At 64.4% G+C, this 14495-nt stretch carries 13 protein-coding genes; 5 read left to right on the top strand and 8 right to left on the bottom strand.

The window, feature by feature from the left end; genetic code table 11:
• Positions 1 to 45 precede the first annotated feature (45 nt).
• The 5 genes from ACW5W4_RS05710 to ACW5W4_RS05690 all read right to left on the bottom strand — a co-directional run bounded on the left by ACW5W4_RS05710 (position 46) and on the right by ACW5W4_RS05690 (position 8274).
• On the bottom strand, positions 46 to 3174 hold the full coding sequence (locus ACW5W4_RS05710) for an efflux RND transporter permease subunit (RefSeq protein WP_456688705.1): 3129 nt from the start codon (positions 3172 to 3174) through the stop codon (positions 46 to 48).
• 153 nt (positions 3175 to 3327) lie between these two features.
• Complete coding sequence (locus ACW5W4_RS05705) at positions 3328 to 4845, bottom strand: efflux RND transporter periplasmic adaptor subunit (protein WP_456688704.1); 1518 nt, start codon at positions 4843 to 4845, stop codon at positions 3328 to 3330.
• A gap of 273 nt (positions 4846 to 5118) precedes the next feature.
• Positions 5119 to 5556, bottom strand: coding sequence for a hypothetical protein (locus tag ACW5W4_RS05700; RefSeq protein WP_456688703.1), 438 nt, complete (start codon positions 5554 to 5556; stop codon positions 5119 to 5121).
• A 169-nt stretch (positions 5557 to 5725) separates the two neighbouring features.
• Positions 5726 to 6532: an exodeoxyribonuclease III gene (gene xthA / locus ACW5W4_RS05695; RefSeq protein ID WP_456688702.1), complete on the bottom strand. Its 807-nt coding sequence runs from the start codon at positions 6530 to 6532 to the stop codon at positions 5726 to 5728.
• 71 nt (positions 6533 to 6603) lie between these two features.
• Positions 6604 to 8274, bottom strand: a complete 1671-nt coding sequence (locus ACW5W4_RS05690) for a response regulator (protein WP_456688786.1) — start codon at positions 8272 to 8274, stop codon at positions 6604 to 6606.
• A 261-nt stretch (positions 8275 to 8535) separates the two neighbouring features.
• Between ACW5W4_RS05690 and azu the strand changes: the two genes are divergently transcribed.
• A complete protein-coding gene (gene azu / locus ACW5W4_RS05685) occupies positions 8536 to 8976 on the top strand; it encodes an azurin (protein ID WP_408794332.1) in 441 nt (146 codons plus the stop codon).
• A gap of 55 nt (positions 8977 to 9031) precedes the next feature.
• On the opposite strand, the gene ACW5W4_RS05680 is transcribed toward azu, so the two are convergent.
• On the bottom strand, positions 9032 to 9553 hold the full coding sequence (locus tag ACW5W4_RS05680; RefSeq protein WP_456688785.1) for a HutD family protein: 522 nt from the start codon (positions 9551 to 9553) through the stop codon (positions 9032 to 9034).
• 229 nt (positions 9554 to 9782) lie between these two features.
• Between ACW5W4_RS05680 and ACW5W4_RS05675 the strand changes: the two genes are divergently transcribed.
• Positions 9783 to 10115, top strand: coding sequence for a DUF3634 family protein (locus ACW5W4_RS05675; RefSeq protein WP_456688701.1), 333 nt, complete (start codon positions 9783 to 9785; stop codon positions 10113 to 10115).
• Between the two features lie 60 nt (positions 10116 to 10175).
• On the opposite strand, the gene ACW5W4_RS05670 is transcribed toward ACW5W4_RS05675, so the two are convergent.
• Positions 10176 to 11273, bottom strand: coding sequence for an ElyC/SanA/YdcF family protein (locus ACW5W4_RS05670; RefSeq protein ID WP_456688700.1), 1098 nt, complete (start codon positions 11271 to 11273; stop codon positions 10176 to 10178).
• Between the two features lie 215 nt (positions 11274 to 11488).
• Here ACW5W4_RS05670 and ACW5W4_RS05665 point away from each other — a divergent pair, with 215 nt between their 5' ends.
• Complete coding sequence (locus ACW5W4_RS05665; protein WP_456688699.1) at positions 11489 to 12460, top strand: nucleoside hydrolase; 972 nt, start codon at positions 11489 to 11491, stop codon at positions 12458 to 12460.
• 52 nt (positions 12461 to 12512) lie between these two features.
• Positions 12513 to 12860, top strand: coding sequence for a DUF805 domain-containing protein (locus tag ACW5W4_RS05660; RefSeq protein WP_456688698.1), 348 nt, complete (start codon positions 12513 to 12515; stop codon positions 12858 to 12860).
• 77 nt (positions 12861 to 12937) lie between these two features.
• Here the strand turns inward: ACW5W4_RS05660 and ACW5W4_RS05655 are convergent, their stop codons facing one another.
• Positions 12938 to 13861 carry a LysR family transcriptional regulator gene (locus ACW5W4_RS05655; RefSeq protein WP_456688697.1) on the bottom strand — a complete coding sequence of 308 codons (924 nt, stop codon included), beginning with the start codon at positions 13859 to 13861 and terminating at the stop codon, positions 12938 to 12940.
• 121 nt (positions 13862 to 13982) lie between these two features.
• On the opposite strand from ACW5W4_RS05655, the gene ACW5W4_RS05650 reads away from it, so the two are divergent.
• A complete protein-coding gene (locus ACW5W4_RS05650; RefSeq protein WP_456688696.1) occupies positions 13983 to 14426 on the top strand; it encodes a carboxymuconolactone decarboxylase family protein in 444 nt (147 codons plus the stop codon).
• Positions 14427 to 14495: the final 69 nt, after the last annotated feature.

Here is a 14495-nt window from a genome sequence, read left to right as displayed (position 1 = left end):
TTTTCCTTCGTGATGGATTGAACACTTCGTTGATTGCAAAAAGGGTTAGTAGGCTGGTTGGTCGGCTTGTTTGCCAAGGCTTCGGCTGCGCCACAGGTAGTAGGCGGCGGGCAGCACCAAGAGGGTCAGCACCAGGGCGCTCACCATGCCGCCGATCATCGGCGCGGCGATGCGCTGCATCACTTCAGAACCCGTGCCCTGGCTCCACATGATGGGCAAGAGGCCGGCTATGATGGTCACTACCGTCATCATCTTGGGGCGAAGGCGCAGGGCGGCGCCGTGAATGACTGCTTGGTGCAGCCCCGCCTTGTCCGGCTTGCCGCAGGCCACGAGGTCATCCCAAGCGTGGTTGAGGTAGACCAGCATCAAGACGCCTGTCTCCACCGCCACACCCGCCAGGGCGATAAAGCCCACCCCGACCGCCACCGAGAGGTTGAAGTCCAGCAACCAGAGGGTCCAGATCCCGCCTACCACCGCGAGCGGCAGAGTGGTGAGAATGAGCAGCACCTCCTGGAAGCGGCGAAATGCCAGATAGAGCAGCAGCACGATAATGGCGACGGTTAATGGCACTACGTAGGCGAGGCGCGCCTTGGCCCGCTCCATGTACTCAAACTGACCCGACCAGGTGAGGGCGTAGCCCGCCGGCAGCACCAACTGTTTGCCTACCTCGGCCTTGGCCTCTGCCACGAAAGAGCCGATGTCGCGGCCGCGAATGTCGACGTAGACCCAGCCGTTGAGCCGTGCGTTCTCGCTGCGCAGCATGGGGGCCTCGTCGCTGATGTAGACCCGGGCCACGTCCGCCAGGGCGATGCGCGCCCCACTCGGAGTCACCAGCGGCAGCAGCTCCAGACTGGCCACCGAGTCGCGATAGCTCTGGGGGTAGCGCAGGTTGATGGGATAGCGCTCGCGCCCCTCTATGGTCTGGCCCACCTCCATGCCGCCCACTGCGGTGGCGAGCACCGCCTGCACATCGGCGATGTTGAGGCCGTAACGGGCCGCTTTGAGCCGGTCGATATCTACCTTGACGTAGCGGCCACCCGCTACTCGCTCGGCGTAGACCGATGAGGCGCCCTCCACCTTGCCGACGATCTGTTCGAGCTGTTGGCCGAGCTGCTGGATCACCTTGAGATCCGGCCCGGCTATCTTGATGCCGACCGGGGTCTTGATGCCGGTGGCCAGCATGTCGATGCGGGTCTTGATGGGAGGCACCCAGGCATTGGTGAGACCGGGGAAACGGATGAGGGAGTCGAGCTCTTCTTTGAGCTTCTCCGGGGTCATGCCGGGGCGCCACTGATCGCGCGGCTTGAGCTGGATGCTGGTCTCCATCATCACCAGGTCGGCGGGGTCGGTGGCGGTCTCGGCGCGCCCCGCCTTGCCGAACACGTTCGCCACCTCGGGCAGGGTGCGAATGAGCTTGTCGGTCTGCTGCAAAATCTCCCGCGCCTTGCCCACCGAGATATTGGCCGCCGTGGTGGGCATATACATGATGTCCCCCTCGTCCAGCGGCGGAATAAACTCGGAACCCAGATACTGGAGTGGCCAGAAGCCCACCACCGTCACCACGGCGGCGATGGCCAGCGTGGTTTTCGGGCGCGCCAGCACGGCCTTGAGCAGGGGGATATAGCCCTGGCTCAAGCCACGGTTGAGGGGGTTGGCTTGCTCGGGCAGCACCTTGCCACGGATAAAGTAGCCCATGATCACCGGCACCAGCGTGATGGCGAGCGCCGCGGCGGCGGCCATGGCGTAGGTCTTGGTGTAGGCGAGCGGGTGGAACATCCGCCCCTCCTGCGCCTCCAGGGCAAACACCGGCAGGAAGCTGATGGTGATGATGAGCAGGGAGAAGAAGATGGCGGGCCCCACCTCGATGCTCGCCTCCGTGATGATGCGCCAGCGGTTCTTGTCGGTGAGTGCCTCCCGCTCCATATGCTTGTGGACGTTCTCTATCATCACGATGGCGCCATCCACCATGGCGCCGATGGCGATGGCGATGCCCCCGAGCGACATGATGTTGGCGTTGATCCCCTGCAGGTGCATGACGATGAAGGCGGTCAGGATGGCGATGGGCAGAGTGATGACCACCACCAGCGACGAGCGCAGGTGGAACAGGAAGGTGAGGCAGACCAGCACCACCACGGCGAACTCTTCGACCAGCTTGCCGGAGAGGTTGTCGATGGCGCGCGCGATAAGATCGGATCGATCGTACACGGTGACCACCTCCACCCCCTCTGGCAGGCTGCTTTTGAGCTGGGCCAGCCGCGCCTTGACCCCGTCTATGGTGTGCTGGGCATTCTCGCCGTAGCGCATGACGATGATGCCGCCCACCACTTCCCCTTCGCCGTTGAGCTCGGCGATGCCGCGCCGCATCTGGGGGCCTGTGACCACATCCGCCACGTCACCCAGCAGCAGGGGGGCGCCGCGTACCGTGGTGCCGAGGGGGATCTGCTTGAGGTCGTCGACGCTCTTCAAATAGCCATTGGAGCGCACCATATACTCCGCTTCCGCCATCTCGATGACGGAGGCGCCTGTCTCCTGATTGCCCTGCTTGATGGCGGTCTCGATAAGGGAGAGCGGGATGCCGTAGGCGCGCAGCTTGTCCGGGTCGACCCGCACCTGATACTGGCGCACCATGCCGCCGACGGTGGCGACTTCGGAGACGCCATTGACGGTTTGCAGCTCGTACTTGAGGAACCAGTTCTGCAGGGAGGTAAGCTCGCTCAAGTCATGCTTGCCGGTTCTGTCCACCAGGGCGTATTGATAGACCCAACCCACCCCGGTGGCATCGGGGCCGAGCTGGGGGCGGGCGGAGGCGGGGAGACTCGGGGCCACCTGACTCAAATACTCCAGCACCCGGGCGCGGGCCCAGTAGAGATCCGTACTGTCATCAAACAGCACATAGACGAAGGAGTCGCCGAAGAAGGAGTAGCCGCGCACCGTGGTCGCCCCCGGCACCGCCAGCATGGCGGTGGTGAGCGGGTAGGTCACCTGATCCTCCACCACCTGGGGCGCCTGCCCCGGATAGGCCGTCTTGATGATCACCTGCACGTCGGAGAGATCCGGCAGGGCATCCACCGGGGTCTGTTTGACCGACCAGAGCCCCCAGGTGGTGAGCATGAGGGTCAGCAGCAGCACCAGAAAGCGGTTGCCTACTGACCAGCGAATGATGGAAGGGATCATGATCTGGCTCCTCCCTCTTGGCGTGGCGTGAACGGCAGGACATGGTTGCTAGTAAAGCGGCAAGAGATCGACGGGATCATGATTGGGCTCCTTTCTCATATGGTGCAGAGAGCGGAGTCTGTTTGTTGGCAATGTAGCGAATGATGGAAGGGATCATGGCTTGGCCCCCATATCATGCTGGCTATGGTCCATGCCTTCCATCTTGTCCATCTCACCCGTTGCAGGCTTGGCGGCGCCGTCGGTTGCTGGTGTCTTCTCCTGATGGATGCTGGTGATGCTGTACTCATCCCCCTCCTGCATTACTTGCAGATGGAGGGTTTGCCCTTGGGCGAGCCGGGAAATATCCACCCCGTCCGCCACGATGAACTCCATCTCCATGGCGGGCCACTGCCACTCGGGGATGGGCGGGTGGGCCACCATCAGGGTGCGGCTGGCCAGATCCATGCTTTGCACAGTCCCTTGCGTCCACACCTGGGCGGGACGCACCGCCGTCATGCGCTGGAAGTCCGAGTCGATGGCCGATTCGGAGTCGAGCAGGAACTGGGCCGAGCTGACTATGCTGTCCCCCGCTTCGACTCCCTCCCTGATGGCAACCTTGTCGCCAAACTGTGGGCCCAGGGTGACGGCGACCGACTTGAAGTTGCCATCCCCCAGGGCCAGCACCAGCCTGTCCTGGCTGCCGGTGCGGATCACCGCCTCGCTCGGCACCACCAGCCGGGGTTCCCCCTGGCCGGTGCGAATGGTCACCTTGGCAAACATATTGGGCTTCAAAAATTCATCCGGGTTGTCAACGCGCAGCCGCACCTTGAGGGTGCGGGTGGTGGCATCCAGGGTCGGATAGAGGTAATCCACCTTGCCCTGCCAACTGCGGCCGGGGGCGTAGTCCAGGGTCATGGTGACCGGATCCCCCACCATCAGCTGGGCAGCCTGGCGCTCGAACACCTCGGCGCTGACCCACACCTGCCTGAGGGTGCCGATGTTGAACAGGGCGGCGGCGGGCTCCACATACTGGCCCTCGCGCACTTTCAGCTCGGAGACATAGCCGCTGCTCGGGGAGTAAATGCTGATGGTTTCACGCACCTGACGGCTGCGCTTGAGGGCGGCAATCTGATCCGCCGGTACCTGCAGGGATTTCAGCTTGCCCTCGGCGGCGCGCAGCAGCAGCGGGTTGGCTGTGTTGAGGGCGAGCAGGTATTCGTGCTGGGCGTTGACCAGATCCGGGGCGTAGATCTCGTAGAGCAGGGAACCTTTGGCCACCTTCTGCCCCTCGCTCTTGATGGCGAGGGTGCGGATCCAGCCCGCCATGCGGGCGTTGATGGCCTCGAGCCTGTCCTCGTCATAACCGACATAGCCCACCGTCTCGATCTGCTGGTGGATGGGCAGCTTTTCGACTTTGGCCAGCCGCACCCCCAGGTTCTGCTGGATCTCGGGGCTGATGGTGACGGTACCCGGCGAGCCGTTTTTCTGCTCCTCATAGACGGGGATAAAGTCCATCCCCATGTTGTCCTTGGCCGGGCCGTCGCGCCTGTCGCGGGGATCCATGGGGTTGACCCAGTAGAGGGGCGTCTTCTCTTTGGCAGCGGTGCCATCAGTGCTCTGTTTGGCGGCCCAGTAGCCGCCACCGGCGCCGAGGGCGAGCAGCAGGGCCGATACCAGCAGTGTCCGGCTCATCGCACACCTCCACTCAGCGGGAGAGGGGCAGGGCGTTTGGCGGCGATAAGGCCGCGAATAGGGGCAAGTGACATCATATCTCTTCTCTTGTGCAGGCCGCCGGGCGGGTGATAAGGCATCACCAAAGGGGTTGGCGGCAAACGGGGCGCGGCTGAACGGTCAGCGTGCGCACGGCTCCCTGTGAGCGGGCCGGTTTGGCCAAGGCGCAGGGTCAGGCAAGGCGGCAGACAAGGGGCAAGCCGAGGCTTGCCGCCGCCGGGAGAGAAGAGCTTTCTAGTGACGCAGCACCGACAGCATCAGGTGTCGGCGTGGCCAGGAGGGAGGGTGGGTACCGCGACTGCGAAGGAAGGGATCCCGCAGCCAGTTGTCCAGTCGTTGGCTGGCGGCCCCGGGGGGGAGCAGCAACAGGGGCAGGGCGAGCAGGGTCAGCAGGGCGGCCAGCAGCGGCAGGCCTGCGCCGGTGGGCGAGGTGAGGCCGCCGTGCATCTGGCACTCCTGACTCATCCCATCACTCGCCTGCCCATCCAGGGGGGGGTGGCAGGCGATCCCCTCCATGGCACCGGTATCCATGGCGGCGTCGTGGTGCGCGGCCTGAGGGGAGTCCATGGCATGGGTGCCCAGCCAGCCGAGGCAGAGGCTGAGATTGCAGACGAGCATCAGCGCCAGCAACAGCCGGGCGATGAGCACTGTGGGCAATCTCGATGACAACATGGGCGGTTTCCCTGCGACGAATAGGTGAAATGTAAACCTTACCTAAAGGTGAAGGTCAAGGTATGGCAAAACCCGTCTGCCAAAGAGTTGATATGGATTGAGAAATGCCGGATGGGCAGACAAAAAAGCCCCCGCGTTGGCGGGGGCTGGATGGCGGTGAGAGGGCCGATCAGGCGAAGCAGGTCCAGATGGGGGCGTGATCCGAGGGTTTCTCGATGCCGCGCAGCTCGTAGTCGATGCCGGTCTCGGTCACTTTGTCCTTGAGGGCGTCGGAGGCCATGATGAGGTCGATGCGCAGGCCACGGTTCTCGTCAAAGCCCCTGGAGCGGTAGTCGAACCAGGAGAAACGCTCGCACTCGGTGGGGTTGGCGGCGCGGAAGGTGTCGGTCAGGCCGAACCCTTCCAGACGGGCCATCCATTCGCGCTCGATGGGCAGGAAGGAGCACTTGCCATCCCGCAGCCAGCGCTTGCGGTTCGCCTCGCCGATGCCGATGTCGAGATCCGTGGGGGAGATGTTCATATCCCCGATCAGCGCAATCTGGTCGTCCGGGCTGTGGTGGGTCTCGAGGTAGTGCTGCAGGTCCTCGTAAAACTTCTGCTTGGCCGGGAACTTGGTCTCGTGATCCTGGTTTTCCCCTTGGGGGAAGTAGCCGTTCATCACCTTGATGACGGAGCCATCTTCCCGCTGGAAGCTGGCCATGATCATGCGGCGCTGGGCATCCTCGGGATCCGTGGGGAAGCCTTTTTGCACCTCGAGGGGTGCCTGCTTGCTCATGATGGCGACCCCGTAGTGACCCTTCTGGCCGTGGAACTCGACGTGATAGCCCATGGCCTCCACGTCCGCCACCGGGAAGGCCTCGTCGTGAACCTTGATCTCCTGCAGACCGATCACGTCCGGCTGATGCTTGTCGATGATGGCTTGCAACTGATGAAGACGGGCGCGCAGGCCGTTGATATTGAAAGAGATGATCTTCATGTCGATGTGCTCATGTCGTTTTTATAGGTGGCTATTGGACAAGGAATCCCGGGTCGATGCAAGCCGCGGGCTCATTGGCTCTGGCTGAACTCCTGGCGCAGCTTGCGAAAGCGCTCCTGCTGGGCCGGATTGAGGGGGATCCCCTCCAGTATGGCCAGGGTCTCCTTGCATTCGCTCGGAAAGTCCGGGTTCTTGCGATGCTTCTCGATGAGCTTGAGCAGCACCTGGATCTTGTTGAGCGCCGCCCCCGTGTTGGCGGGGGCGCGGCGCAGGGCCTCGCGAAAGTGGGTGAGGGCCTGCTCGAGCTGACCCCCCTGATAGGCCTTGATGCCGAGTTCGTTGAGCTGCTGATAGCGCTGGCGCCGCTCCTGCACCGTCTTGTCGTTGCGGGTTGCCTGGATGCAGATGGTGAGCAGCCTGTCCCCATCCTCGGTCAGGTGCGCTTGCAGGCTCTCGGCATACTCGAACTCCCCGAGCTGATAGAGGGCCAGCACCGTCTCGCCGAGCAGGGTACTCGGCATGCTGGCCGGTTGATCCAGCCACTGCTGGTTGGCGCGATAGAGCATCTTCTTGCCCTTGAGCAGCTGGCCCAGGGCGATCTGCACCCTGGCCTGGCAAATCTGCTCGAACACGGGGTAATTGAACTCGCTCACCATCAGGGAGTCGCGAATGCGCGACAGGGCCGAGTTGACCTGTTTTTGCAGGTTGGCGATGTGATAACCGTCATTGCTGTTGAGGGCGTAGAGGGTGAGGCACTGGATGTAGGCCCCCAGGTAGTGGGGGGTGCGGTGGATGGAGTTGCGCGCCAGCTCGATGAGGGAGAGGAGCACATCCCTGGCCTGGGCATAGTCGTGGCGCTGCAGGCACACCTCCGCCAGGCGGCGCGACAGCAGCACCGACTGGGGGGAGATCTCCACCGCCCGCTTGAGCTCGCGCTGGGCCGTCTCCTCCTCCCCCAGGGCAAGCTGGGCTTCCGCCAGCCAGCGGTGGGCCTCCACCATCAGGGGATTGTGCTTGAGGGTCGCCTGCAGGTGGCTCACCGCCTCCTCGTTCAGCCCCAGGGTATGGCACGCCTTGCCCAGGGTGAGCCGGGCCCAGCCGTTCTCCTGGCCCGCCAGCAGCTGGCGCATCAGGCTGCGGGCCTCCTTGGCCTGACCCAGCTTGAGCTGGGTGTCGGCCTGCAGACAGCGGCAGAAGTTGGCAAAGCGCGGGATGGCGTCGGCCCGCTCGGCGCAGGCGTGGATCAGCTGCTCGGGTTTGTCCTCGGCCAGGGCCCGGAACACGCTCTCCAGGGCCCGGCGGCGAGCCAGGGCCCGGCGCAGGCGAAACTTGAACTGCTCCTGGGAGAAGGGCTTCATCAGGTATTCGTCCGGTTCCACTTCCAGGGCGCTCAACACCATGGCGCGGGAGTTGTCGCTGCTGACCATGATCACCACGCTCAGGGGCGGGATCAGTCCCTTGTCCCTCAGGCTCTCCAGCAGCTGGCGGCCGTTCTCCCCCCCGCCCAGGTCGTAATCGAACAGATAGACATCGAAACTCTCCTTCTGGCAGCGGCGCCGGGCCTCCTCGGCACTGCTGGCAAAGCTGATGCGGTTGATGCCGATGTTTTGCAGCATGGCCTTCATCATCACCTGAAAGGCGCGCTGATCATCGACCAGCAGCAGGCGCAGCGGCTTGACGGGGGCAGGCTTGGGGGTGGCATCGCCAGCGGCAGAGGGGAGGGCGGGATCCTGGGTCGGCATGGCTCTGGGTCTTGGGGCGTCGATGCGCCAGTGTGCCACCAAAGTTCGGGATCAGGCAATTGACAAAGGGGGGCGCCAGGGCGGTCCCAGAGGGGCGGGCATCGGAAAGGGAGTGATCTGGCCCGCAGGCTTGGCCGTAAACCCTGGTTGACCAAGGGCATATGAGTACAATAAGGTCGATTCAAATAGCACCTTTGTCTGGCTCGCGACCGCGGGTCAGACAATCCTGTCGCCAACCCTGGCAACCCATAGGAGAGGATGATGAAAAAGGTAATGTCCCTGTTGTTTCTGAGCGCCCTGGCGGCCCCCGCCTTCGCCGATGAGTGCACCCTGACGGTCGAGGCGAACGATGCCATGCAGTTCGACACCAAGGCCCTGAGCGTGCCCGCGACCTGCAAGGAGGTGACCCTCAACCTGACCCACACCGGCAAGCTGCCGGTCGCGGCCATGGGCCACAACTGGGTGCTGACCAGCACGGCCGATTTCCAGGACGTGGCCACCGCCGGCATGGGGGCGGGCCCGGACAACAACTATCTGCCCAAGGATGACGCCCGGGTGCTGGCTCACACCAAGCTTATCGGCGGCGGCGAGACCACCAGCATCAGCTTCCCGACCGAGGGGCTGGCGGGCAAGGATCTCACCTTCTTCTGCTCCTTCCCCGGCCACTGGGCCATGATGAAGGGCAGCTTCAAGGTCGGTTGATATCGCCGCTCAAGACAAGAGAAGCCGGGCTTGCCCGGCTTTTTCATGTCTGTTTTCAGGGATGTTGCAGGGTAAAAAAGGCGATGCTGGCCTTCTTGCTGCACTCGAATCGGATGTCCTCCTCGGCCGTGACCACCAGGGTATCTCCCGGGGCAAGCTCATGCTGCGCCACCCTCAGGCTTCCCTCCAGCAGGGTGATGAGATAGGTGTGGGCCGGGACCAGGGTGAGGGAGAGGGAGAAGGGCAGGGTCAGCACCCGCACGTTGGCGCCGATCCTGTCGGGGTCATAGATGAGGCCAAGATCCGTTACCTCTCTCTTGAGCAGTTCGCAGTGGGTCTCGTCGTCCCCCTTGAAATGGGCCGCCTCGAAGGTGGCATAGGGGTGGCCGTTGAGCACGAAACCGGCGCCGCTGATGGGTAGCAGGATGCGGTCATAGCCGGGAAAGCGGGAGAAGGGGCCCGCCTCCTTGATGGGGGCCGAGCTCAGGCGATAGTCGAAATCGAGCCTGGCCAGGGTGCTGCCCGCCGGGGCAATCACTATCTCGGCGGTGCTGCCCTTGCCATTTTTCCAGGGCATCTGGCGCTGCTGGGCCACTGTGATGAGTCGGTACACTGGGTTCCCTCATGGTGAGTCTGGCCCCAGAGATACCACTCCCCCCGCCCCGAGGACAAGCCCGTCCGGTGCGAGTGCGGTTTTTTCCAGTGCGCGGGGCAGGGGGCGGGTGGGAAAAGCGGGCCTCGATCAAGGTCCGGCGGCGGGGCCGGGGTTATGCTCAACGGAGCCCATGACGCCAAGGAGAGTGACGATGGCCTGGATATCCTTGCTGGTGGGGGTGGCCCTCATCTGGTGGTTGCTGAAGCTGGGGCGCGGCCCCCTGTTCGAGATCCGGCTTGCCCCGGGCAAGCTGGTGGTGCACAGGGGCAGCCTGCCCCCCGCCTTCATCGAACAGGTGCGGCAGATCCTCAAGCACGAGCCGGTACGCGGCCGCATCCTGGGGCAGCGGGATGGCAAGGGGGTGCGCCTGGTCTTCTCCCGCTCCATCCCCGAGTCCATCGCCCAGCGGGTGCGCAACATCTTCCCTTGCGCCGACTATCGCGGCCAGCAGCCGACCCCGCCCTCGGGCCACAGGCGCCGCTGATCCCGCCCCATGACAAGGAGGCGCCCCCGCTGCCGGGGACGCCTCCCAAGTTGGTGGGGCTTAGCGTGCCAGCAGGGGAGGGGAGCGATAGCTCCACATGCCATAGGTGCGCAGGGCATCACGATAGATGCCGAGCCGCTCCCCCGCCTCGACCCGGGCCAGGCTGGAGACGGGCTTGTCCGGGTAGCTGACGCTGTCGATGCGGATGTTGGCCGGGCCGGTTTGCCAGCAGGCAATCTCGAGCAGGGTCTGACCACGGCGCACATGGCTGGCCGAGCTGACCAGGGTGGCCTTGTCTATCTGGTGACGGGCCAGCACCCAGGCGGTGTTGAGGGCGTTCTCCACCATGCTGGTGGCATAGTTGTCCTCTATGATCCGCGATCGGCTGATCCCCTTGCTCACCAGCCAGTCGGCCATGGCCTTGGCTTCTGTCTTGCGATTCTGGGGTACGCCGCCGCTCACTATGATGAGGGCCTGGGGATCGGCCTTGGCCAGGGCGCGGGTGGTGTCGAGTCGCCCCAGCAGTATGTCGCTCATGGAGCCATCGGGATTCAGGGCATCGCCCAGGGTGACGATGGCGCGCCGTCCCGTCTTGTCCTGATCCCGTCCTGCCCGCTCCTTGAGCGGCGTCGCTATCACCCTGTCTATGGTGTCGAAGAGGCGGCGCAGATCGGCCTCTCGTCCCGGGTTGCGGGCCTTGACCCGGTCGAGATACTGGCGCGAGCCCCCCTCGTCGCCCTTGGCGCGCAGCCAGACCGCCAGATAGGAGAGCAGATCCACATCATCGGGGGCGGCGGTCAGGGCCTGGTTGAGCAGGGCGATGGCCCTGTCCAGCTTGCCGTTGTCGATCTGGGCGTTGGCGGCCGAGATGAGCAGATCGGTGCGATAGGGCTCGAGCTGATAGGCCTCGAGCAACCGGGTGGTGACGAGCTCCATGTTGCTCGGCATCTTGGTGGTGAAGTCGGCATCCGAGACGCGGGCGGGGGAGTCATAGATCTGCCTGGCTTCGCCGAGTAACTGATCCACCACCTGGCGCTTGCTGATGAGCTGGCCGTAATCCGATTCAGATTGCAGGCTGCGCACCGGCACGGCCCAGCTCTGGGCCGGGCAGAGCAGGCAGAGGGTGAGCAGGGCGGCGAGGGAGGGTCTGGTATCCATAAGCTGTCCACCTGATTGGGAGAAAAAGAGTCGGCCTTGGCCTGGGGCGGCCCGTCATCAAACCGGCGCCATGCCCTGTCGACTATAACAGGCCGAGGGCGATAAAAACGGGATCGGGCCTGGAATTGCCTCCCCGGGCTCATCCTGTGAAGGGGATCCTGACGCAGGGGCACCAAGGCGCTACACTGGCTTTTCGTTCTCATTGGAACCTTATCATGACCAGCAAGATCATCCTGGACACGGACCCCGGCATCGACGATGCCATGGCCATTCTCTTCGCCGAGGCGCACCCCGCCATCGATCTGGTGGGGATCACCACCGTCTTTGGCAATGCCACCATAGAGAACGGCACCCGCAATGCCCTCTGGCTCAAGCACAAATACGGCATGAAGGCCGATGTGGCCATGGGCGCCGCCGCGCCCCTGGTGCGCGATCCCGTGGGGCCGACCACAGTGGTGCACGGCCCGAGCGGGCTGGGGGACGTGGCGGCGGGGGAGGTGACCCTGACGCCGGACTCTCGCCCGGCCTGGCAATACATCGTCGAGACGGTGCAGGCTCACCCCGGCGAGATCACCCTGGTGACAATCGGGCCCCTCACCAACCTGGCCCTGGCGCTCGAGGCCGCCCCTGAGATAGTCACCCTGGTCAAGCAGGTGGTGGTGATGGGGGGCGCCTTTGGCGTCAACGGCCATCGCGGCAACGTGACCCCCTACGCAGAGGCCAACGTTCACGACGATCCCGAGGCGGCGGACAGGGTGTTCACCGCCCCCTGGCCCCTGGTGATCATCGGGCTGGACGTGACCCAGCAGAGTTTCTTCAGCGGCGCCTACCTCGACACCCTGCGCGACGAGGCGGGGGAGCCAGGCCGCTTCCTGTGGGATGTCAGCCGCTTCTATCTGAGGTTCTATTCCGAGCGCATTGGCCTGGATGGCTGCCACGTGCACGATCCGTCCGCCATCGCCTATGTGATCGATCCGACCCTGTTTACCCTGAGAGAGGGGCCGGTGCGGGTCGTCACGGACGGCCCCGCCATCGGCCACACCCTGCAAAAGTTTGACGACAGGCGCCATCCCCATGACGGGTGGGCGGACTGCCCGGCGCAGCGGGTCGGGGTGGCGATGCGGGATCAGGCCCTGCTGGCCCTCTATCGGGATACTCTGGTGGCCTGGGGCAAGGGGCGCGACTAGCACGGGGATCCTTGGTTTATCTCATTTCTTTCATTGTTGATAAGGAGTCGATATGGAGTGGTATCTGATCGTCATGAAGAAATATGCCGTCTTTACCGGGCGGGCGCGGCGCAAGGAGTACTGGATGTTCGTGCTCTGCAACCTGGGGATAGCCCTGCTGCTGAGTCTGCTTGGCCAGTTGATCGGACTCAAGGAGCAGATCGCCAACCTCTACTCCCTGGTGGTCTTGCTGCCGAGTCTGGCGGTGGGGGCCCGGCGCCTGCACGACACGGATCGCACTGGCTGGTGGCTGCTCATCAACCTGATCCCCATCGTCGGCACCCTGGTCTTCCTCTACTTCATGGTATGCGAGGGACAGGCGGGCCCGAACCGCTTCGGGGAGGATCCCAAGGCCAGCTGACATGACAAGGCTCGCCCCCCGGCGGGCCTTGCTGATATGGGCCCCGCCTTTGCCCTTGCCCCTCGGCTTTGTTCCCCCTATTCGGGCCAGCCGGGTCCCTGGATTTGCAGGGGCGGGATCCGTTCGACCAGGAAGTCGATGAAGGCGCGGCTCTGGGGCTTCAAGAAACGGCCACCGCGAAACACCGCAAGGATCTGGTCGTCGCTGTGCTCGTAGGGGGAGGCCCGCCACAGAGGCAGCACTGGCCGCAGGCTTCCCTCATCCAGACTGCGCTGCACCATCCAGCTCGACAGCAACAACAGGCCGCAGCCGGCCCGGGCCGCCTCCAGCAGCGGGGTGCCGCCAATGGAGGTGAGGTTGCCCTGCACCGCGACCCTGCGCTGCTGCGCCCCTTGCCGAAAATACCAGTGCTGGCGCTGACGACCCTGGCCGCGGATGAGGCAGTTGTGGCCGGCGATCTCCTCCGGCGTGCCGGGCTCGCCATGGCGGGCCAGATAGGCGGGGGAGGCGACCAGCAGGGAGCGGTTGGTCAGCAGGGTGCGGGCATGGAGGCCGCTGTCGGTCGGGCGGCCGATGCGGATCGCCACATCCACGTTGTCGGCATCGAGATCGACCAGGCGGTTGTCGAGTTCGATCTCGAGCCGTATCCCCGGGTAGCGCGCCAGGAACTCGGGCAGCAGGGGCGAGAGGCAGGCGGCGCCGAAGCTCTCGAATACCGAGACCCGCAGCGGGCCGCTGGGGGCCTCATGGAGCGGCTGGAGGGATTGCACCAGCTGATCGGCCTCCTCCAGCAGACGCACCGAGCGGGCGAGAAAATAGTCCCCCTGCTCGGTGAGCACCAGCTGACGGGTACTGCGCTTGAACAGGGGCACCCCCAGCTGGGCCTCCAGGCTGTCGATGGTGCGGGTCACCGAGGAGGGGGCCAGGCTGAGGGCGCGGGCGGCGCGGGAGAAGCTGCCGGACTCCACCACCTGAGCCAGGATACGAATGCGATCCAGCATGGATACTCCTTTGCGATGAATGCAAAACTGTTGCAGTTTATGGCGGTATTCTATTTTCAGTTGCGAAGATGAACAATGAGGTCGTCGCCCAAACCGGGCACTGTTTGCACAGGAGCATCCCATGTCAGCACGTATCCAACTGGCCAGTCTGGTCCCCGCCGCCGTCAAGGCCATGAGGGGCCTCGAGTCCTATCTCGGTGGCACCGACATTCCCTTCATGCTCAAGGAGCTCATCAAGTTGCGGGCCTCCATGATCAATGGCTGTGCCTACTGCATCGAGATGCACGCCGAGGCCGCCATGGCCGAGCAGGAGAGCCCCCAGCGTCTGCTGGCGCTCTCTGCCTGGCGTGAATCGCCGCTGTTTGATGAACGGGAGCGCGCCGTACTGGCCCTGACCGACGAGGTGACGCTGATCGGCGAGCAAGGGCTCACGGAGGAGACCTACCAGCGGGCCCTGGGCCTGCTTGGCGAGGCCCTGCTGGCCCAATGCCTGATGCAGGTCGTCACCATCAACGCCTGGAACCGGATCGCGGTCGCCACCCGGATGGAGCATCGGCACCCCTGACCCCGAGGCGGATGTCGCGGTAAGGGAACGCGATGATGTCAGGGCAGGGGCCAGGCCTCTGCCCTTATT

The sequence above is a fragment of the Aeromonas crassostreae genome (assembly GCF_054052445.1).
This window is presented reverse-complemented; position numbering and strand designations above follow the sequence as displayed.